14 protein-coding genes are annotated in these 20,208 nt (G+C 70.1%); 3 read left to right on the top strand and 11 right to left on the bottom strand.

What is annotated here, in order from left to right; translation table 11 throughout:
* Positions 1–126: 126 nt before the first annotated feature.
* From ACWH49_RS08140 to ACWH49_RS08160, 5 genes are read right to left on the bottom strand one after another with little or no spacing between them, the layout of a single operon-like run.
* Positions 127–1,269, bottom strand: coding sequence for an ABC transporter substrate-binding protein (locus ACWH49_RS08140; protein ID WP_056466026.1), 1,143 nt, complete (start codon positions 1,267–1,269; stop codon positions 127–129).
* A 34-nt stretch (positions 1,270–1,303) separates the two neighbouring features.
* Positions 1,304–1,738, bottom strand: a complete 435-nt coding sequence (locus ACWH49_RS08145) for an acyl-CoA thioesterase (RefSeq protein ID WP_448170998.1) — start codon at positions 1,736–1,738, stop codon at positions 1,304–1,306.
* A gap of 33 nt (positions 1,739–1,771) precedes the next feature.
* Positions 1,772–2,536: an SDR family NAD(P)-dependent oxidoreductase gene (locus ACWH49_RS08150; protein WP_448170999.1), complete on the bottom strand. Its 765-nt coding sequence runs from the start codon at positions 2,534–2,536 to the stop codon at positions 1,772–1,774.
* A gap of 17 nt (positions 2,537–2,553) precedes the next feature.
* Positions 2,554–4,422, bottom strand: coding sequence for a feruloyl-CoA synthase (locus tag ACWH49_RS08155; RefSeq protein ID WP_448171000.1), 1,869 nt, complete (start codon positions 4,420–4,422; stop codon positions 2,554–2,556).
* Between the two features lie 8 nt (positions 4,423–4,430).
* A complete protein-coding gene (locus tag ACWH49_RS08160) occupies positions 4,431–5,240 on the bottom strand; it encodes a crotonase/enoyl-CoA hydratase family protein (protein ID WP_448171001.1) in 810 nt (269 codons plus the stop codon).
* Between the two features lie 194 nt (positions 5,241–5,434).
* Between ACWH49_RS08160 and ACWH49_RS08165 the strand changes: the two genes are divergently transcribed.
* The gene (locus ACWH49_RS08165) at positions 5,435–7,132 is read left to right on the top strand and encodes a tannase/feruloyl esterase family alpha/beta hydrolase (protein WP_448171002.1); all 1,698 of its coding nucleotides are present in this window, start codon (positions 5,435–5,437) and stop codon (positions 7,130–7,132) included.
* 41 nt (positions 7,133–7,173) lie between these two features.
* Complete coding sequence (locus ACWH49_RS08170; RefSeq protein ID WP_056466045.1) at positions 7,174–8,037, top strand: amidohydrolase family protein; 864 nt, start codon at positions 7,174–7,176, stop codon at positions 8,035–8,037.
* Here ACWH49_RS08170 and pepF read toward each other — a convergent pair whose 3' ends face one another.
* The 5 genes from pepF to nirB form a co-directional block, all read right to left on the bottom strand.
* Entirely contained in the window at positions 8,038–9,957 is a 1,920-nt protein-coding gene (gene pepF / locus ACWH49_RS08175; protein WP_448171003.1) for an oligoendopeptidase F, read from the bottom strand.
* 126 nt (positions 9,958–10,083) lie between these two features.
* Positions 10,084–10,848 carry a uroporphyrinogen-III C-methyltransferase gene (gene cobA / locus ACWH49_RS08180; protein WP_448171004.1) on the bottom strand — a complete coding sequence of 255 codons (765 nt, stop codon included), beginning with the start codon at positions 10,846–10,848 and terminating at the stop codon, positions 10,084–10,086.
* Entirely contained in the window at positions 10,845–13,625 is a 2,781-nt protein-coding gene (locus ACWH49_RS08185; RefSeq protein ID WP_448171005.1) for a nitrate reductase, read from the bottom strand. The genes cobA and ACWH49_RS08185 overlap by 4 nt, the downstream gene beginning before the upstream one ends.
* Positions 13,622–13,984, bottom strand: coding sequence for a nitrite reductase small subunit NirD (gene nirD, locus ACWH49_RS08190; protein ID WP_448171006.1), 363 nt, complete (start codon positions 13,982–13,984; stop codon positions 13,622–13,624). Before nirD ends, ACWH49_RS08185 begins: the two co-directional genes overlap by 4 nt.
* Before the next feature lie 561 nt (positions 13,985–14,545).
* The gene (nirB, locus tag ACWH49_RS08195) at positions 14,546–16,990 is read right to left on the bottom strand and encodes a nitrite reductase large subunit NirB (RefSeq protein WP_448171007.1); all 2,445 of its coding nucleotides are present in this window, start codon (positions 16,988–16,990) and stop codon (positions 14,546–14,548) included.
* 59 nt (positions 16,991–17,049) lie between these two features.
* On the opposite strand from nirB, the gene ACWH49_RS08200 reads away from it, so the two are divergent.
* On the top strand, positions 17,050–18,813 hold the full coding sequence (locus tag ACWH49_RS08200; RefSeq protein WP_448171008.1) for a protein kinase domain-containing protein: 1,764 nt from the start codon (positions 17,050–17,052) through the stop codon (positions 18,811–18,813).
* A gap of 20 nt (positions 18,814–18,833) precedes the next feature.
* Here ACWH49_RS08200 and ACWH49_RS08205 read toward each other — a convergent pair whose 3' ends face one another.
* A complete protein-coding gene (locus ACWH49_RS08205) occupies positions 18,834–20,105 on the bottom strand; it encodes an MFS transporter (protein WP_448174329.1) in 1,272 nt (423 codons plus the stop codon).
* Between the last annotated feature and the right edge of the window lie 103 nt (positions 20,106–20,208).

Consider the following 20,208-nt stretch of genomic DNA (forward strand, 5'->3'; position numbering starts at 1 on the left):
GAGCGGCGCAGGCTGGAATGACGAAGCGGGCTTGTTCGACCGACCGGTCGGTCGAGACAGCCGGGGATCATACAAGCGGACCGGGAGCCGGCGACGCGCCGGACTCTCCGGAGAAACCCTAGACGATCACTTGGTCGGCGCCAGCTTCCACTCGCCGCCGCCGATCGTCAGCAGCACGCCGGTCTCGGGCGTGTAGCCGAAATGGTCGGCCGCGGTGTAGTTCAGCACGCCCTGGGACACCGGCGTGCGGCCCATCGTCTCGAGCGCATCCTTCAGCGCCGCGCGGAACTCCTTGGTCCCCGGCTTGGCCTTCTTCAGCGCCAGCGGCACCGCTTTCTCGAGCACGACGACGACGTCGTACGCATGCGCCGCGAACTGGTTGGCATTGCCCTTGCCGAACGCCTTCTCGTAGTCGGCGACGTACTTGGTCGCGATCGCCTTGCTGGCATTGCTGTCCGGCAGCAGGTAGGGCACCACCGCCGGGCCGGACGAGACGAACGAGCCTTCGACATCGGCGCCGCCGATGCGGATCAGGTCGCGCGATGCAGCGCCGTGGGTCTGGAAAATCTTGGTCTTCGCGTAGCCGCGCTCGACCAGGCCCTTGTGCGGCATTGCCGCGCCGCTGCCCGAGGCCGCGACCAGAATCGCGTCCGGGTTCGCCGTGACCAGTTTCAGCGCCTGCCCGGTCACGCTGGTGTCCGAGCGCGCGAAGCGCTCGGTCGCGATCAGCTTGATGCCGGCCTTGTCGGCAGCCGCCTGGATGTCCTTCAGCCAGGCTTCGCCGTAGGCGTCGGCATAACCGAGGAAGCCGTAGGTCTTGACGCCGGTGCGCTTCCAGTAGTCGACGATCGGGATCGCCATCACCGCGGTGGACTGCGGCATGCGGAACGACCAGCCGCCCTTGCCTTCCGGCAGGTTCACCGGCGACAGCATCAGCTGCACCGTCTGGCCTTCGGCGGCGACATCGGCCATCGCCGCAGCGACCGGCGTGGCGACCGAGCCGACGATCACGTCGACATGGTCCTCGGTGATGAAGCGGCGGGTGTTCTTGACGGCCAGCGTGGGGTCGGTCGCGTCGTCGAGCACGATCACGTTGAGCTTCTCGCCGGCGATCGACTTCGGCCACAGCTCGATGCCGTTCTTGGTCGGGATGCCGAGCGCGGAGGTCGGGCCGGTCAGCGAGATGCTGACGCCGATCGTGATGTCGGCATGGGCCGCGCCGGCGAAGGCGACGGCGATCGAGGCGGCGAGCAGGTGGATCTTCTTCATGCGGGTCTCCGGTGGGGTCGTTGTCAGAACAGCGCTAGGAACAAAGCAGGCGGATGTCTTCGGGCACGGGGATCGCGCGCAGCCGGTCGCGGTCGTGCTCGTCGCGCTTGACGAAGGCGCGCACCTCGCGGCCCTCGCAGATCAGGTCGACGCCGCCATCGGGCCGGGCGCGGGTGATGCGGTGCATCTGCACGACGACCTTGGCGCGCCACTCCTCGACGTGGGTCGTGACGGTCAGCCGCTCGCCGTAGGTCGCGGACTTGACGAATTTCGTGTTGATCTCGAGCAGCGGCGTGCCGACGATGCCGCGCGTCTTCTCGAGCTCGCGCCACGGCGGCACCCCGCACTGCATGAAGAACGACAGCGAGGCCGTGTCCATCCAGCGCGAGAAGTTCGGGAAGAACACGATCCCCGCGGGATCGCAATCGCCGAAGGTCACGTCGACGGAATAGGTGGTCGTGCGGGACATGGGACCGTGTTGAGTGATGCGCTCGATCCGGGGTCAGCGCGGCGCCATGCGCAGCGCGCCATCGAGGCGGATCACCTCGCCGTTCAGCGACAGGTTCTCGACGATAGCGGCGCACAGGTGCGCGAACTCTTCGGGTTTGCCCAGCCGCTTCGGGAACGGGATGCTCGCGGCGAGCGACTCCTGCACCGGCAGCGGCAGCCCGGCCATCAGCGGCGTCAGGAACAGGCCCGGCGCGATCGTGCAGACGCGCACGCCGAACTGCGCCAGGTCGCGCGCCAGCGGCAGCGTCAGCGCGACCACGCCACCCTTCGACGCGGCATACGCCTCCTGCCCGACCTGGCCGTCGAACGCGGCGACCGACGCGGTGTTGACGACCACGCCGCGCTCGCCGTCTTCCAGCGGCTCGAGCTTGACCATGTCGGCGACGGCCAGGCGCGTCATGTTGAACGTGCCGACCAGGTTGATCTTGACGACGCGCTCGAAGTCCTCGAGCGGCATCGGCGTGCCGTCCCTGCCGATCAGGCGCTTCGCGGTGCCGATGCCGGCGATGTTCATCAGGATGCGCGCCGGGCCGTGCGCGGCACGCGCGGCGGCGAGCGCGGCGAGCACGCTGTCGGTCGAGGTGATGTCGCATTCGACTCCGAGGCCACCGATCTCGGCGGCGAGCGCCTGCGCGCCGGCGCCGTTGCGGTCGAGCACCGTGACCTTGGCGCCGCGCTTCGCGAGTTCGCGCGCGGTCTGCGCGCCCAGGCCCGACGCGCCGCCGGTGACGAGCGCGGCTTGTCCGTGGATGTTCATGTCGTGTTCCCTGAAAGTCAGCGGCGCGGCAGGATCACGCCGGCGCCGTCGTCGGCATAGAGCTCTTCGACCAGCTCGGCCCGGTGCGCCAGCACCGCGCGCTGGTTGATCGAGCCCTTGTCGGTGACCTCGCCACGGTCGATGCTCGGCGGCTCGACCAGTACCAGCGCGCGTGCGACGCGGGTCGCGCTGCCGGTGCCGCTGGCCCACAGGTTGTCGACCAGCTGCTGGAAGAACTCGCGCAGCGGCGGCTCGGCGAGCAGTTGCGCGGCCGGCAGCGACGGCGCGGCGCCGGCCAGCGCGCGGCAGGCGTCGAGGCGCGGGAAGATCAGGATGCCGAGCTCGTTGCGGTTGATGCCCGCGACCACCACGTCCTGCACGCACGGGTCGCCGGCGGCGATGATCTTCGCGCGCAGCGGGCCGACCGAGACGAAGGTGCCGGTCGCGAGCTTGAAGTCCTCGGCGATGCGGCCGTCAAACATGAAGCCCTTCTCGGGCAGCGCCGCGTCCATCGGCTTGACGGCATCGCCGCTGCAGTAGAAGCCCTCGTCGTCGAACGACTCGGCCGTCTGTTCGGGCGCGCGCCAGTAGCCCGGCGTGACGTTCGGGCCGCGGTAGCGCAGTTCGACCTTGTCGCCGCTCGGCACGAGCTTGAGTTCGACGCCCGGCGCCGGCAGCCCGATGTGGGCCGACTTGACCTCGTGCGCGTTGGCGCACACCGCGAACGGCGCGGTCTCGGTCATGCCCAGGCCGGTGAGCATGCGGATGCGCTCGCCGGCATGCTGCTCGGCGATGCGGTCGAGCTTGTCCCAGACCGGCTGCGCGAGGCCGGCGCCGGCGAAGAAGAACATCTTCACGCGGCTGAACAGCGTCTCGCGAAGGACGGGATCGAGCTCCAGCGCGTTGGCGATCTCCTCGAAGCCCTTGGGCACGTTGAAGTACATCGTCGGTGCGATCTCGCGCAGGTTGCGCAACGTCTCGCCGATCAGCGCCGGCGTCGGCTTGCCGTCGTCGATGTAGAGCGTGCCGCCGTTGTAGACCGTGATGCCGACGTTGTGGTTGCCGCCGAAGGTGTGGTTCCAGGGCAGCCAGTCGACCAGCACCGGCGGCTCGTCCTGCAGCTGCGTGAAGCACTGGCGGATCATCTGCTGGTTGCTGCACAGCATGCGCTGGGTGTTGATCACGCCCTTGGGCAGCTTGGTCGAGCCCGAGGTGAACAGGAACTTCGCGATCGTGTCGGGGCCGACCTGCGCGTGCGCCGCGTCGACCTGCGGCGTGGCGCGGGTCGCGAGCAGGTCGGCGAACGTGAGCGTGCGGCGCCCGTCGATCGCTCCGCGCGTCAGCACCACCGGCACCTCGGCCGGCACGACCGCGGCGATCGCCTTCGCGAACCCGCCGCCATCGGCCGCGAACACCATGCCCGGCGTCAGCGTGCCGACGATGTGGCGCAGTTTCGAGTGGTCCTGCGACAGCAGCGAGTACGCGGCCGAGATCGGCGCGAACGGCACGCCGGCCAGCATGGCGCCCAGGCCGAGCAGCAGCTGCTCGATGTCGTTGTCCGACAGGATCGCCAGCGGCCGCTCGGCGCTCAGCCCGTGGTCGAGCAGCACCTGCGCGATCGAGCGCGCACCGGTCAGCGCCTCGGCGTAGCTGACGCGGCGCCAGTCGCCGCACGTGCCGTCCTCGTTGAGGACGCGCTTGGCGACCAGGGTGCGCTCGGGTGTCGTCTGCGCCCAGTGCAGGAAGCGGTCGGTCAGCCGCGCCGCGTAGGGCTGCAGCGGTTCGGTCGAGGTGACGATCTGGCTGCCGTCGGCGCGCGCCTCGAAGCGCGCGGCCAGCGAGCCGCCCATCGGCACGGCGCGGTAGCGGGGCATGGGGGTATTCATCGCGACGCTCAGCTCTTGGCGACCTTGCCGGCCTTGCCGTCGAGGAACGCGCGCATCCGCCCCTTCGCGGCGTCGTCGCCCTGCGCGATCGCGGCCATCAGCGACTCGGTGAACAGGCCGTCCTCGCGGCTCATGTCGGCGATGCGCGGCAGCGCCTGCACGACCGCGAAATTCGACAGCGGCGCATTCGCCGCGACCTTGTCGGCCAGCGCGAGCGCCTTCTCCAAGCCCTGGCCGGCCTCGACCACGTACTGCGAAAAGCCGATGCGCAGGCCCTCGTCGGCGTCGTAGACGCGACCCGTCAGCATCATGTCGGCCATGCGCGCGGCGCCGACCAGGCGCGGCACCCGGGCGGATCCGCCGCCGCCGACGAACAGCCCGCGCTGGCCCTCCGGCAGCCCGTAGAACGTGCTCGCCTCGGCGACGCGGATGTGCGCGGCACTCGCCAGCTCCAGGCCGCCGCCGACCACCGCGCCGTGCAGCACCGCGATCACCGGGACGCGCGCGAACTGGATCTGCTCGAACGCGGCATGCCACGAGCGCGAATGCACGATGCCCTCGGCGACGCTGCGCTCACCGAGCGCCGAGAGGTCGAGCCCGGCGCAGAAGTGATCGCCCTCGCCGCTCAGCACGACGACGCGCGCGCTCTCCGGCAGGTTGACGAACGCCGTGTGCAGCTGCGCGACCAGCGCGTCGTTGATCGCGTTGCGCTTGGCCGGGCGGTTCAGTCGAATGTGGAGCGTGGCGGCGCGCTGCTCGATGCGCAGCAGGTCCAGCCCGGCGAGCAGGCCGGTCGCGGCCGAGAACGTGGCAGTCATCCCTCATCCTTTCAGAATGATTAAAAGTATTAAGCACTTTCGCGACGGCCTGATCAGGACTTACCCGCATTCGCGCTCTGTATGTTGAGCGACTGTCGGTACGGGAAATCCATGAGGGCCGACGCCATTTTAGTTATTAGATTTAACCAATCGCCGCAAAGTGATGCTCGCCCTATCCCCTTCAGGAGACACCGATGACCCGAACTTCCCTCGTCCTCTCGGCCAGCGCGATCGGCCTGCTGGCCACGCTTTCCGCCTGCGGCGGCGGCGGCAACAACGCACTGCCGCGCCTCAGTGCCGCCACCGGCGCCACGCTCGGTTCCTGCGCCGACCTGGTGACGCGCCTGTCGTTCACGAACACCACCATCACTGCCGCCAACGCGATCGCCGCCGGCACGCTGACGGTCGCCGGGACGCCGGTGCCGGCGCACTGCCAGGTTGTTGGCAAGATGAACCAGCGCACCAGCACGGTCGACGGCCAGAGCTACGCGATCGGCTTCGAGATGCGCCTGCCGAACGCCTGGAACGGGCGCTTCTTCTACCAGGCCAACGGCGGCACCGACGGCAACGTCGGCACGGCCACCGGCGGCGTCAACGGCGGCTTCGCGCTGACGAACGCGCTGAACCAGGGCTTCGCGGTGATCAGCTCCGACGCCGGCCACACCGGGGCGCAGAACCCGACCTTCGGCATCGACCCACAGGCCCGGCTCGACTACGGCTATACCGCCGCCGCCACGCTGACGCCGATGGCCAAGGCCGCGATCAAGACCGCTTACGGCAAGGGGCCGGACCGTTCGTACTTCGGCGGTTGCTCGAACGGCGGGCGCCACACGCTGGTCGCGGCCTCGCGCCAGCCGGAGGAATACGACGGCTACCTGGTCGGCGACCCGGGCGCGCGGCTGCCGCTGGCCGCGGTCGCGAACGTCGCCGCTTACCAGGGCTTCCTGACGGTGGCGAGCAACCCGGCCGATGTCTCGACCGCGTACACGCCCGCCGAGCGCACGCTGGTCGCGAACGCCGTGCTCGCCAAGTGCGACGCGCTCGACGGCAGCGCCGACGGCCTGGTGCAGGACACCACCGCCTGCCAGGCCGCCTTCAACCTCGAACGCGACGTGCCGACCTGCACCGGCGCCCGCGACGGCACCTGCCTGTCCGCGGCGCAGAAGACAGTCATCGCCAAGCGCTTCTCCGGCGTCACCAACGGCGCCGGCACCAAGTTCTACGCGAGCTGGCCGTACGACACCGGCGTGGCCGGAGGCAACACCACGACCTGGTACTGGACCGCGCCGTGGCAGCGCGACGCCAGCGCGATCGCCTTCATCTGGCAGGTGCCGCCCGAGAGCCCGACCGGCTTCAGCGGCACGAGCTTCGCGGCGACGTCGAACATCGACACGCTGCTCGCCAAGATCCAGGCCACCAGCACCACGTACCCGGAGAACGCACTGTCGTTCATGACCGCGCCGAACCCGACCCAGCTCGGCACGCTGAAGAACCGCGGCGCCAAGATGATGGTCTACCACGGCACCAGCGACCCGATCTTCTCGAGCGACGACACCACCGCCTGGTACGAGGCGCTGCGCACCGAGAACGGCGGCGACGCCAGCGACTTCGCGCGCTTCTACCGCGTGCCCGGCATGACGCACTGCTCGGCCGGCCCGGCCACCGACCAGTTCGACATGCTGACCCCGCTGGTGGCGTGGGTCGAGAACGGCGTCGCGCCGGACAGCGTGGTCGCACAGGCGCGCGGTGCCGGCAACGCCGCGGGCGTGAATCCGGACATCCCTGCCGGCTGGGCCGCCAACCGTACCCGCCCGCTGTGCCCGTACCCGAAGGTCGCGCGCTACAACGGCAGCGGTAGCATCGAATCCGCCGACAACTTCAGCTGCCGGTAAGCCGATAGCCCTGCAAGAGCCCTGCTGCGAGGAGCGCGCCGATGGACCACGCCAACCTGATCGCGATCGACACCCACACCCACCTCGAGGTGAGCTGCTGGAACCCGTTCGACAACTACGGCGAGGAGTACGACCGCGCCGCGGACAAGTACTTCCGCTCCAGCAAGCGGCCGACGATGGCCGAATCGCTCGCGTTCTACCGCGAGAAGAAGATCGGCTTCGTGATGTTCACGGTCGACGCCGAGACCCAGATGGGCCGCCGGCGCATCCCGAACGAGGAGATCGCCGAGGCCGCGATGGCCAACAGCGACATCATGATCGCGTTCGGCAGCATCGACCCGCACAAGGGCAAGATGGGCGCGCGCGAGGCCCGCAAGCTGATCGAGGAGCACGGCGTCAAGGGCTTCAAGTTCCACCCGACCGTGCAGGGCTTCCTGCCCTACGACAAGATGGCCTGGCCGCTGTACGAGGTGATCGCCGAGTACAAGCTGCCGGCGATCTTCCACAGCGGCCACTCGGGCATCGGCTCGGGCATGCGCTGCGGCGGCGGGCTGCGGCTGCAGAACAGCAACCCAATGCTGCTCGAGGACGTGGCGATCGACTTCCCCGACATGGAGATCGTCGTCGCCCACCCGAGCTGGCCGTGGCAGGACGAGGCGCTGTCGCTCGCCGTGCACAAGCCGAACATCTGGATCGACCTCTCGGGCTGGAGCCCGAAGTACTTTCCGCCGCAGCTGATCCAGTACGCCAACACGCAGCTGAAGGACCGCATCCTGTTCGGCAGCGACTTCCCGTTGATCACCCCCGACCGCTGGATGAAGGACTTCGCCGAGGTCGGCTTCAAGGACGAGGTGCGCCCGCTGATCCTGAAGGAGAACGCGAAGCGGCTGCTGAAGCTGGCCTGATCAGCGCGCGATCTTCGCCGCCTCGACCTCCATCTGCGACACCAGTGCGTCGAGCTGGTCCACCACCGCCTGCACGGTGGCGCGCTGGGTCAGGTCGACGCCGGCCTTCTGGAGCTGCGCCATCGGGTGGTCGTTGCCGCCGCTCTTGAGCAGCGTCAGGTAGCGCTCGGTCGCGGCCTTCTTCGAGGCGTCGCTGCCGGTCGTCATCTGCTTGAACAGCTGCGCCGACGAGGCGAAGCAGGTCGCGTACTGGTAGACGTAGTACGGCGAGCGGTAGAAGTGCGGGATGCGCGCCCAGGTCCACTTGTAGAAGTCGTCGACCGTCAGCGAATCGCCGTAGTAGGTCTTCAGCAGCCCGGCGTAGAGCTGGTTCAGCACCTCGGTCGTGACCGGCTGGCCTTTCTCGACCAGCTGGTGCGCCTGCAGCTCGAAGTCGGCGAACAGCACCTGCGTGTAGAAGGTGCCGACGATGCTGTCGACCGCGTGCTGCAGCAGCAGGAAGCGCTCCTTCGGGTCGTCGGTCTTCTTCAGCAGCGTCTCGAGCAGGAAGCGCTCGTTGGTGGTCGAGGCCACCTCGGCGACGAAGATCGTGTAGCTCGCGGTGCTGAACGGCTGGTTCTCGTACGACAGCACCGTGTGCATCGCGTGGCCGCCCTCGTGCGCAAGCGTGAACGCGGAGGACAGCGTGTCGTTGTGGTTGAGCAGCTGGTACGGGCCGACGCCGTAGACACCGGCGCTGTACGCGCCGCTGCGCTTGCCGTCGTTCTCGTAGACGTCGATGCGACCGCCGCCGACGAACTTCCGGTAGCGCCGCACATAGTCGTCGCCGAGCGGCGCGACCGCCTCCAGCGCGAGCGCGCTTGCGCGTGCATACGGGTACGTCTGCGTACTGGCGAACAGGGGCCTGGAGCCGTCGTAGAGGTGGTAGTCGGCGAGACCCAGCAGCTTCTGGCGCAGCTTGACGTAGCGCCGCAGCGGCGCGGTGCCGGCGCGGGTCGCCTCGATCAGCGTCTCGACGACGCTGCGGGGCACGTTGTTGTCGTTCAGCGCGGCGTCGAGCGTGGTCGGGAACTGGCGCGCCTGCGCGTTGAACCAGTCGCGCTGCAGGATGCCGGCGTAGATCGCGCCGTAGGTGTTGGCCTGCGCGCCGTAGGTCGCGAGGTGCGCGGCGGCCGCCTTGGCGCGGTCGGCCTGGTTCGGGTTGCCCTCGAGCAGCGCGCTGTAGTTGCCGGGGCTCAGCGTGACGCTGCGGCCATCGCTGGTCGTGATCGTCGGGAACTTGATGTCGGTGGTGCTCAGCTCCTCGTAGGTGCTGACGCTGGCGCGGCCCGCGGGGCGGGCCAGCGCGAGCAGGCGTTCGCCCGCGGCGTCGAGCACGTGGCGCTGCTTGCGGAAACTGTCGGTGATGCCGAACGCGTACGGCGCGAGCGCCGGCGTGCGGGCGATCCACGCCTTCACGTCCGCCTCGGGCAGCGCCAGCAGCTCGGGCTGGAACCAGGCGGTGGCGGCATCGAACTTCGCGAACAGCGCCATCACGCGCTGGAAGCGGCCGGCGATCGCCTGGTCGGTGCCGTCGACATCACGCTGCAGCTGCGGGTAGCGGTACAGGCGGTACTGCAGCTTGCCGATCTCGTCGAACTGCCGGTGCGCCTTGACCAGCGCATCGGGGCCGCCTTTCAGCGTCCCCTTCAGCTGCCCGAAGCCGCTCATCATCGTGTCGATGCGCAGCATGTCGGCTTCCCACGCGGCCCAGTCGGGATAGATGGCGCTGAAGTCCCAGCGGAACTCGGCCGGGATCTCGGACCGCACGCGGGTGCTGGGGCGCTCGGTGGCCGCGCTGGCCAAAGGGGTGGTGCTGGAGACGGCGATCATGGTGGCGGTGGCGCACAACAGGCGCTCGAAGCGGGGGCGGAGGGTCATCGGAGACAGGGCGGCCGGTGGCGCGCGCGAGGGAACGAGAAGGCGCGCAGTCTGGCCCGGGACACCGCCACGGGTCAATCGGATCTTGCCGCAGGCGTCGCCCGCGGTCGATGCCAGGCGAGCTGCTCAGGCGGCGCGCCGCGCCGGCTCGGCGATCGCGCCGAGCGCGGCCGCCACGTCGCCGACGATCACGATCGCCGGGCTGCCGAGCTGCTCGCGCGCCACGGTGCGCGCCAGGTCCGCCAGCGTGCAGCGCGCGTCGCGCTGCTGCGGCAGGCTCGCGTGCTGGACGATCGCGACCGGCGTCGCGCCGGACAAGCCCTGCAGCAGCCCGGCCTGCAGCGACTCGATCGTCGAGATGCCCATGTAGATCACCAGCGTCAGGCCCTGCGCGGCGGCGCGGGCCAGCGTCGGCCAGTCGAGCGGGTCGGCGTCGCCGCGGGCGTGGCCCGTCACGAAGATGACGCCGTGGGCGTGCGCGCGGTGGGTCAACGGCACGCCGATCGAGGTCGCGGCCGCCAGCCCCGCGGTGATGCCGTTGACGACCTCGACCTGCAGCCCGAGCGCGCGCAGGTGCGCCGCCTCCTCGCCGCCGCGGCCGAACACGAACGGGTCGCCGCCCTTCAGCCGCACCACCCGCTCGCCGGCCAGCGCCTCGGCCGCCATCAGCCGCTCGATGAAGGCCTGCGGCGTGCTCGCGCAGCCGCCGCGCTTGCCGACGTGGACGATTCGGGCGCTGCGCCGCGCATAGCGCAGCACGCCGTCGCCGACCAGGTCGTCGACCAGCAGCACGGTCGCCTGGCGGATCGCGCGGATCGCCTTGACGGTCAGCAGCTCGGGGTCTCCCGGACCGGCGCCGACGAGGTGGACGGTGGGCAGCGAAGGGGTCATGTGGTCTCCTGAACGGAAGTCGGCGCGTGGGCGCGGACGAGGCGGCGCAGCTCGGGCAGGCACGAGCCGCAATTGGTGCCGCATTTCAGCGTGCCCTGCAACTGCGCGAGCTGTGCCTCGGGCGGGCCGGCGAAGGTCGCGAGCGTGGCGACGATGCGCGGTTCGCTCACATCGAAGCAACTGCAGACCTGGCGCCCGCGCGGCGCCAGCGCGACCGGGGCCTTGGCGCCCGGCATCAGCAACGCGCGGCCGTAGGCCTGCGCCGGCAGGTCGTCCTGCAGCAGGGGTCGTACCCAGGCTTCGGCGGCGATGTCGCCGGCGAGCAGGAAGCCGTCGAGCCGCATTGCGTCGCCCTCGCCGAGCAGCCGCATCGTGCGGCGCTGGCCGCGGCGCACGTCGGCGTAGTGCAGCACGCCGGCGGCGCCGAGGCCGAGTTCGCTCTCGATCTTCAGCAGCAGCTGCGGCGGCGGCGCCACGGCGGCTGCGGCCCGCAGCAACACGCCGCTGCGCTCTCGGCCGAACGGCACCAGCGCGGCGAAGCCGAACGCGGCCAGCAGCGGGCGCAGCGCCTCGCGCGCGGCCAGCGCCGCCTCGTGCGGCAGCCACGCCAGCGCGAGCAGCCGCCACGGCAGCTCGGCCTTCGCGACCTTGACTGCGGCGTTCTTCAACTCCGGCTGCTTCGATTTCGGGCAGTACGCGGAGGTGGTCAGCCCGTTCACGCCGGCCAGCGTCGAACCCGCGGCCGACGCGCCCGACAGGAACTCCTCGCCCCAATGCATCGCGACGAAGACCTGCGCTGGTGCCTGCTGGGCACTGGCCTGCGCGGGGACCACCAGTTCACCGCGGCGCGACGTGAGGCGCACCAGGTCGCCGTCCACGAGCGAGAGCCGCGCCATGTCCTGCGCGTTCATCTCGACGACCGGTTCGGGCACATGGCCGAACAGCCGGCCCTGCGTGCCGGTGCGGCTCATGCCGTGCCACTGGTCGCGCAGACGGCCAGTGTTCAACGCGAACGGAAAGCGCGCATCGCGCGGCTCGGCGACCGGCTCGAACGGCGTGTCGGCGAACGCCGCGCGGCCGTCGGCGGTCGGGAATACACCGTCCTCGTACAGCCGCGCACGGCCGCCCGTCGCACCCTCGGGCCACGGCCATTGCGCCGGCGCGGCGTCGAGCTGCGCGTAGCTCAGGCCGGTGATGTCGAGGTCGCGGCCGCGCGTCGATTCGCGGTGCTCGTTCCAGACCGACTGCGCGTCGGCATACGGGAACAGCGCAGCGCGCCCGGGGCGCAGCCGCGCCTCGAGCCGCTGCGCGAACGCGGTCGCGATCGCCCAGTCCTCCCGCGTCTCGCCCGGCGCGGCGACGGCCGGTCGCACGCGGCTGATGCGGCGCTCGCTGTTGGTCACGGTGCCGTCCTTTTCGCCCCAGGTGGTCGCGGGCAACAGCAGGTCGGCGAACGCGCAGGTCGCGGTGGTCGCGAACGCTTCCTGCACGACGACGAACTCGGCGCGCTCCAGCGCGCGCCGCACGGTCGCCTGGTCGGGCATCGACTGCGCGGGGTTGGTGCAGGCAATCCACAGCGCCTTGATCTGGCCGTCGGCCACCGCCTCGAACATCTCGACCGCCGTCTTGCCCGGCGCGGCCGGCACGTCATCGACGCCCCACAGCGCGGCGACCTCGGCGCGGTGCGCCGGGTTCGCGAGGTCGCGGTGCGCGCTGAGCAGGTTCGCCAGGCCGCCGACCTCCCGCCCGCCCATCGCGTTCGGCTGCCCGGTCAGCGAGAACGGCCCCGCGCCCGGCTTGCCGATCTGCCCGGTCGCGAGGTGCAGGTTGATCAGCGCGGCGTTCTTCAGCGTGCCGCTGCGGCTCTGGTTCAGGCCCTGGCAGTACAGCGACAACGTCGGCGACGCGGTCGCGAACCAGCGCGCGGCCTGCACCAGATCGGCCTCGCGGATGCCGCACAGCTTGGCCACGTCCTTCGGCGCGAAGTCGCGCACCCGCGCCTTCAGCGCGTCGAAGCCCCGGGTGTGCGCGGCGATGTAGGCATGGTTGACCCAGCCCTCCCACAGCATCATGTGCAGCATGCCGTTGAACAGCGCCACGTCGGTACCCGGCAGGATCTGCAGGTGCAGGTCGGCGGCCTCGGCCGTCTCGGTACGGCGCGGGTCGGCCACGATGATCTTCAGCGCCGGGTTCGCGGCGCGCGCATCCTCGATCCGGCGGAACAGGATCGGGTGCGCGAACGCGGTGTTCGAGCCGGCGATGAACAGCGTGCCGGCATGCGCCAGGTCGTCGTAGCAGGCGGGCGGCGCGTCGGCCCCGAGCGTCAGCTTGTAGCCGGCCACCGCGCTGCTCATGCACAGGCGCGAGTTGGTGTCGACGTTGTTGGTGCCGATCAGGCCTTTCGCGAGCTTGTTGAAGACGTAGTAGTCCTCGGTCAGCAACTGGCCCGAGATGTAGAAGCCGACTGCGTCCGGGCCGTGCTGCTCGATCACCGTTGCGAAGCGCTCGGTGGCCAGATCGAGCGCCGCGTCCCAGCCGATCGCCTGCGGTGGTGCGTGGCGCTGCAAGCGCTGCATCGGCTGCAACAGCCGCGTCTGCAGCGTCACCGCCGCGGTCGCGGTCAAGTGCAGGTTGCTCCCCTTCGAGCACAGCCGGCCGAAGTTCGCGGGGTGATCCGGATCGCCGCGCACGCCGGTGATCGCACCGGCCTCGGTCTCGATCAGCACGCCGCAACCCACGCCGCAGTACGGGCAGGTCGAGCGCGTTTCGGTCTTCACGCCAGTGCCTTGGCCGGTTCGGTCGCGGCGACGGCGCCGTTCAACTCGTCGAGGTCGAGCGAGACGTCATCGCCCTCGACCTTGACGCTGAACTTCTGCACGCAGCCCACATCGGGCGCGGCGGCGCAACCGTCGCCGAAGCCGATCGTCCAGTTGTGCAGCGGGCAGGCGACGCTCTCGCCGAACACGATCCCCTGCGACAGCGGGCCGCCCATGTGCGGGCACTTGTCGAGCAAGGCGAACACCTTGTTCTCGGCGGTGCGGAAGACAGCGACGTCACCGCCCTCCCTGCGCGTGACGCGGCGGGCGCCGAGTTTGGGGATGTCTTCTACCTTGCAAAGTGTCTTCCATTGGGTCATGGGATGGCTCCTGAATCAATCGTTCGAAGGTCTGCGCGCGTCGCGGCAGGCGGCACCCGGCAGGGGCTCATTCGGTGGCGGTCGCCACTGCGTGGCGACTGCGTTGCGGTGCTCGCTTCGGGGCCGTCCTCGCCAACTCACTTCGCTCACTCCGTTCGCTGCGTTCTAACAGGCGCTCGGAAGTCAGTTGACGAAGCGCGCTGCGCGCGCCGGCCCCGAAGCTGCGCTCCTCACCGCCACCCAAATCGCCCCTGCCGGGTGCCGCCTGCCGCGACTCCCACCCGCGGCGCACGTTCAGGGAAGAGCCGCCACGGTTGCAGCAAAGGCGCGCCCGGGTGGGCTGCGCGGCGCCTGGGAGGCGTCGAGCAGCGCAGGGTGTGTGGCCGCGCGCGCAGCGCGCTTGTGAACTGACTTCCGAGCGCCTGTCTGAACGCAGCGAACGAAGTGAGCGAAGTGAGTTGGCGAGGACGGCCACGCGCCCAAGCAGCGCAGAGCAGTCATCGCGCAGCGATGACCGCCTCCGTGGCGCTGCGCAGCCCGCCCGGGCGCGCGTTTGCCCGCTCATACCGTCAACGCCTCGAACTGCCGCACGTCGACAGAAGCCTTGTCGAACTCGAACCAAGGATCCGGCAACCCATCGAGAGAAAAGCGCAACCGCGCCGCCAACGCAGCTTGGTTCGCAGCGTCATCGAGCACCTTCGCCGTCACATGATCGATCCCGACCCGCGCGACGTAGTGAACGGTCCGCTCCAGGTACCACCCCTCCTCGCGATAAAGCTGCAGAAAGGCGGCCGACACATCCAGCACCTGCTGATGCGTCTGCACCTTGCAGAAGAACTGCGCGACATCGGTCTTGATGCCGCCGTTGCCGGCGATGTACATCTCCCAGCCCGAGTCGACGCCGATGATGCCCACGTCCTTGATGCCCGACTCGGCGCAGTTGCGCGGGCAGCCGCTGACCGCGAGCTTGACCTTGTGCGGCGCATACATGCGCCACAGGTCGCGCTCCAGCTCCTTGCCCATGCGCGTGCTGTCCTGCGTGCCGAAGCGGCACCACTCGCTGCCGACGCAGGTCTTCACGGTGCGCAGCGTCTTGCCGTAGGCGTGGCCCGAGGGCATGCCCAGGTCCTTCCAGACCGCGGGCAGGTCTTCCTTCTTCACGCCGAGCAGGTCGATGCGCTGGCCGCCGGTGACCTTCACGGTCGGGATCTGGTACTTGTCGACCACGTCGGCGATGCGCCGCAACTCGGACGCATTGGTCTCGCCGGCCCACATCCGCGGCACGACCGAATAGGTGCCGTTCTTCTGGATGTTGGCGTGCGAGCGTTCGTTGATGAAGCGCGACTGCGGGTCGTCCAGCGCCTCGTGCGGCCAGGTGCTGATCAGGTAGTAGTTGATCGCCGGGCGGCAGCTCGCGCAGCCGTTCGGCGTGCGCCAACCGAGCTGCTCGTAGACCGCGGGGATCGTCAGCAGGTGGCTCTCGCGTATCGCGTCGCGCACCTGCTGGTGGTTGGCATCGGTGCAGCCGCAGACCGCCTTCAGCTTCGGCGCGGCCGAGTAGCCGGCACCGGCGGTGGCCATCAGGATCTGCTCGACGAGGCCGGTGCACGAGCCGCACGACGCGCTGGCCTTGGTGCACTTCTTCACTTCGTCGAGCGTGAACAGGCCCTGCTCGCGGATCGCCTTGATGATGGTGCCCTTCTTCACGCCGTTGCAGCCGCAGACCTCGGCGCTGTCGGGCATCGAGCTGGCCTTGCTGTTGCCGGCGTGGCCGGTGTCGCCGAGGTGGGCCTCGCCGAACATCAGGCTCTCGCGGATCGCCGAAACGTTCTTCTTCTCGCGCACCAGGTCGAAGTACCACGAGCCGTCGGCGGTGTCGCCGTACAGGCAGGCGCCAATCAGCACGTCGTCGCGCACCACCAGCTTCTTGTAGACGCTGCTGTACGGATCGCGCAGCACGATCTCCTCGGTGCCCTCGCCGCCGGTGAAGTCGCCGGCCGAGAACAGGTCGATGCCGGTGACCTTCAGCTTGGTCGAGGTCTGCGAGCCGAGGTAGCGGCCGATGCCGAACTCGCCCAGGTGCGTGGCGCAGACCTTGGCCTGCTCGAACAGCGGCGCGACCAGCCCGTAGGCGGTGCCGCGGTGTGCGGCGCACTCGCCGACCGAGTAGATCCGCGCGTCGGTGGTGGTCTGCATCGTGTCCGTGACGACGATGCCTCGGTTGCAATGAAGGCCGATCTTTTCGGCCAGCTCGACGTTCGGGCGGATGCCGGCGGCCATCACCACCAGGTCGGCCGGCACCTCGGTGCCGTCCTTGAAGCGCACGGCTTTCACGCGGCCGCCCTTGCCCTCATCCGCATCGCCGATCAGCGCATCGGTCTGCGCGCCGATCATGAACTTCAGGCCGCGGTCCTCGAGCGACTTCTGCAGCATCTTGCCGGCGACGTCGTCGAGCTGGCGCTCCATCAGCCACGGCATGATGTGGACGACCGTCACCTGCATGCCGCGCAGCATCAGCCCGTTCGCGGCCTCCAGCCCGAGCAGGCCGCCGCCGATCACGACCGCGTGCTGGTGGGTGCGCGCGGTCTCGATCATCGTGTTGGTGTCGGCGATGTCGCGATACGCGATCACGCCCTTCAGGTCCTTGCCGGGCACCGGCAGGATGAACGGGTTCGAGCCGGTCGCGATCAGCAGGCGGTCGTACGATTCGGTGGTGCCGTCCTCGGCCGTCACGACGCGCTGGCGCCGGTTCACGCCGACCACCTTCTTGCCCAGGTGCAGCGTGATGCCGTTGTCGGCGTACCAGCTCAGCGGGTTCAGCACGATCTCGTCGAGCGTCTGCTCGCCGGCCAGCACGGGGCTCAGCAGGATGCGGTTGTAGTTCGGGTGCGGCTCGGCGCCGAACACCGTGATGTCGTACAGATCGGGGGCGATCTTCAACAGCTCCTCGAGCGTGCGCACCCCGGCCATGCCGTTGCCCACCATCGCCAGTTTCATCTTCTTCATCGCCATCTCCGGTCCGGATTTCATTGAACGTGCGGGCGCGTCGCGGATACTCCGCGCCCATGAGCTTCGACGTCGACATCGGGCACTTCAGCCTGCAGGGGCCGCGCGAACGCAACGAGGACTTCGCCGCCGCCGTGCGCCCCGCGCCCGGCGACGCGACGCGCGGCGTGGTCGTCGCGATCGCCGATGGCGTCAGCGGCGGCGGCGCCGGCCGCGAGGCGGCGCAGACCAGCGTGATGAGCGTCGTCGCCGACTACCACGGCGCGCCCGACACCTGGGAGACCTCGGTCGTGCTCGACCGCCTGATCAGTGCGCAGAACGCCTGGTTGGCCGACCACAACCGGCGCCGCCAGGGCGCGCACAACGGCGCCGACGCGCCGCTCGCGATGAGCACGCTGACGGTGCTGGTGCTGCGCGGCCAGGCCTGGATGCTCGCGCATGTGGGCGACACGCGCGCCTGGCTGCTGCGCGCGGCGCCGGGCGGCACCACCGACTGCGTGCAGCTGACCCAGGACCACGCCTTCGAAGAGGCCTTCCAGCGCAGCCGCCTGACCCGCGCGATGGGCCTGGACGACCGCGTGCGTGTCGACTTCGAGCAGGGCGAGCTGCGCATCGGCGACACCTTCGTGCTGACGACCGACGGCGTGCACGGCGTGCTCGACCGCGCCCGCCTGCGGGCGCTGGCCGGTGCCCACGCGAGCGCGCAGGCGGCGAGCGAGGCGATCGTTAACGCGGCCATCGCAGCCGGCACCCTCGACAACGCGACCGCGCTGGTGCTGCGCGTCAACGGCCTGGACGCCGGGCGCTTCGAGGACGCGCTGCTGCAGGGCCGCGGCCTGCCGGCACTGCCGCGCCGCAAGGTCGGCGACACGGTCGATGGCTACGTCATCACCGCGCCGCTCGCCGACACCGGCGTGCACCGGCTCTACCAGGCGCGCGAGATCGCAGGCGGCGCGCTGGTCGTGCTGAAGACGCTGCACGAGTCGCGCGCCCACGACGCGCAGGAGCGCGCGATGCTGGTGCACGAGGCCTGGCTCGCGAGCCGGGTCGCCGAGCGCCAACCGCCGCGCGGCGAGGCCGGCTTCGTCTGCACCCACGAGCCCGCGCAGCCGAGCGCGTTCTACACCGTGTTCGACTGGCACGCCGGCGTCACGCTCGACGCGATGCTCGGCCAGGGCCGGCGCTTCGCGGTGGCCGACATCGTCGCCGGCACGATCGCGGTCGCCCGCGCGCTGGCCCGGCTGCACCGCCACGGCGTGATCCACCGCGACATCAAGCCCGGCAACCTGTACCTCGGCGACGACGGCCAGTGGCGCGTGCTCGACCTCGGCGCCGCGGTCTCGGGCAGCGACCCGGCCGCGCTGCGCGCGCTGCACGCCGGTACGCCGAGCTACATGAACCCCGAGCAGTGGGGCCTCGGCGACGCCGAGCCGCAACCTGCCGACGCGCCCGGCGACCTCTACGCGCTCGGCGTCACGCTGTACCAGTGGCTGACCGGCAAGCTGCCGTACGGCGAGATCGAGCCCTACCAGGGCGGCCGTTTCCGGCGCGACCCGAAGCCGCCGTCGCGACTGCGGCCCGACGTGCCGATCTGGCTCGACCAGGTGGCTCTCAAGGCGGTTGCGCTCGACCCGCGCCAGCGCTTCGAGACCGCCGAGGAGCTGGTGCTGGCGCTGGAGCGCGGCGCCTCGCGCCCGCTCGCCGCGCTCGCCGGCACGCCGCTGCTGGCGCGCCACCCGACCGCGCTGTGGCAGATTGCCCTCGGCGCGTCGCTGCTGTTCAACGCGCTGCTGATCTACTGGCTGCTGTTTCTGCCGCGCTGACGGCGCGGGCCGGGTGCGGCTCATCGCGGCAGCACCTTGCCGGCCCGCAGGCCGCCGTAGTCGGGCGTGTCGGCGGGCGCCGTCTGCGGTCGCGCCCGGCCGCCCTTCTCGGCCCAGGTGCGGGTCCAGCGGATCTGCACGACGCGCAGCATCACCAGCATCCCCGCCGCGAGCACCGCGAACGCGACGAAGCCCCAGAAGTAGCTGCCGGTGAGCTGCTTGCTCTGGCCCATCGCGTTGGGGATGAAGCCGCCGCCCAGCGCGCCGATCTCGCCGATCATCGAGCCGGCGACCGCGGTCGTCAGCGGCCAGCGCAGCGGCACGAGCTGGAACAGCGCGCCGTTGCCGGCGCCGAGCGCGGCGAAGCAGACCATGAACAGCAGCGTCGTGATCGCGACCGACTGGCCCGCGATGCCGCACAGCACCAGCGTCACGATCACCAGCATCAGCACGCCGCTGAGCGTGGCGATGCCGCCGATGCGGTCCGACACGTAGCCGCCGACCACCCGCACCGCCGAGCCCATCAGCGTGGCCAGCATCGTGAGCTGCCCGGCCTCGACCTTGGTGACCTTGAACTGGTCGTAGAAGTAGCTCGGCAGGAAGCTCGCCAGGCCGATGAAGCCGCCGAAGGTGATGATGTAGATCAGGCTGAAGGCCCAGCCGTCCTTCTCGAACAGGCAGGCGACGTGCTCGCGCAGCGTCTGGTGCTCGCGGTCCGGCGGTTCCTTGGCGGCGAACCACATCACGATCATCGGCAGCACCATGGTCGCGGCGGCCAGGCCGTAGACCGCGGTCCAGCCGTATTTCATCGCCAGCGGCGGCGCGAACAGCACGGCCAGCACCGTGCCCGAGTTGCCGGCGCCGGCGATGCCCATCGCCAGGCCCTTGTACTTCGGCGGGTACCAGCCCGAGCCGAGCGACAGCGCGACGCCGAAGCTGCCGCCGGCGATGCCCAGCAGCACGCCCATCGCGAGCACCGAGTTGTGCGAGCCGACGAACTTCCAGCCGTACAGCAGTGCGACGATGATCAGCCCCATCTCGACCATCGCCGCGTTCTTGCGGCCGATGTACTGCGACAGCACGCCGAGCGGAAAGCGCATCAGCGCGCCGGCGATGATGGGCACCGAGACCATGAAGCCCTTCTGGGCCGCGTCGAGCGCGAAGGTCTCGCTGATGAACGGCGCCATCGCGCCGTTCAGCACCCAGATCGCGAACGTGAAATCGAAGTAGAGGAAGGACGCGAACAGCGTCGGCCAGTGGCCGGAGTTCGCGAAGGTCTTGAGGCTGGACAGGGACGACGACACGGCGGGCTCCAAGTGGTGGCCACCGGCGGAGCCGGCGGGGAGGAGGCACATCAGACCCACATCGGTGTGAGCGTGACCCGCAGTGCGTGCG

This window comes from Rhizobacter fulvus, assembly GCF_964020785.1.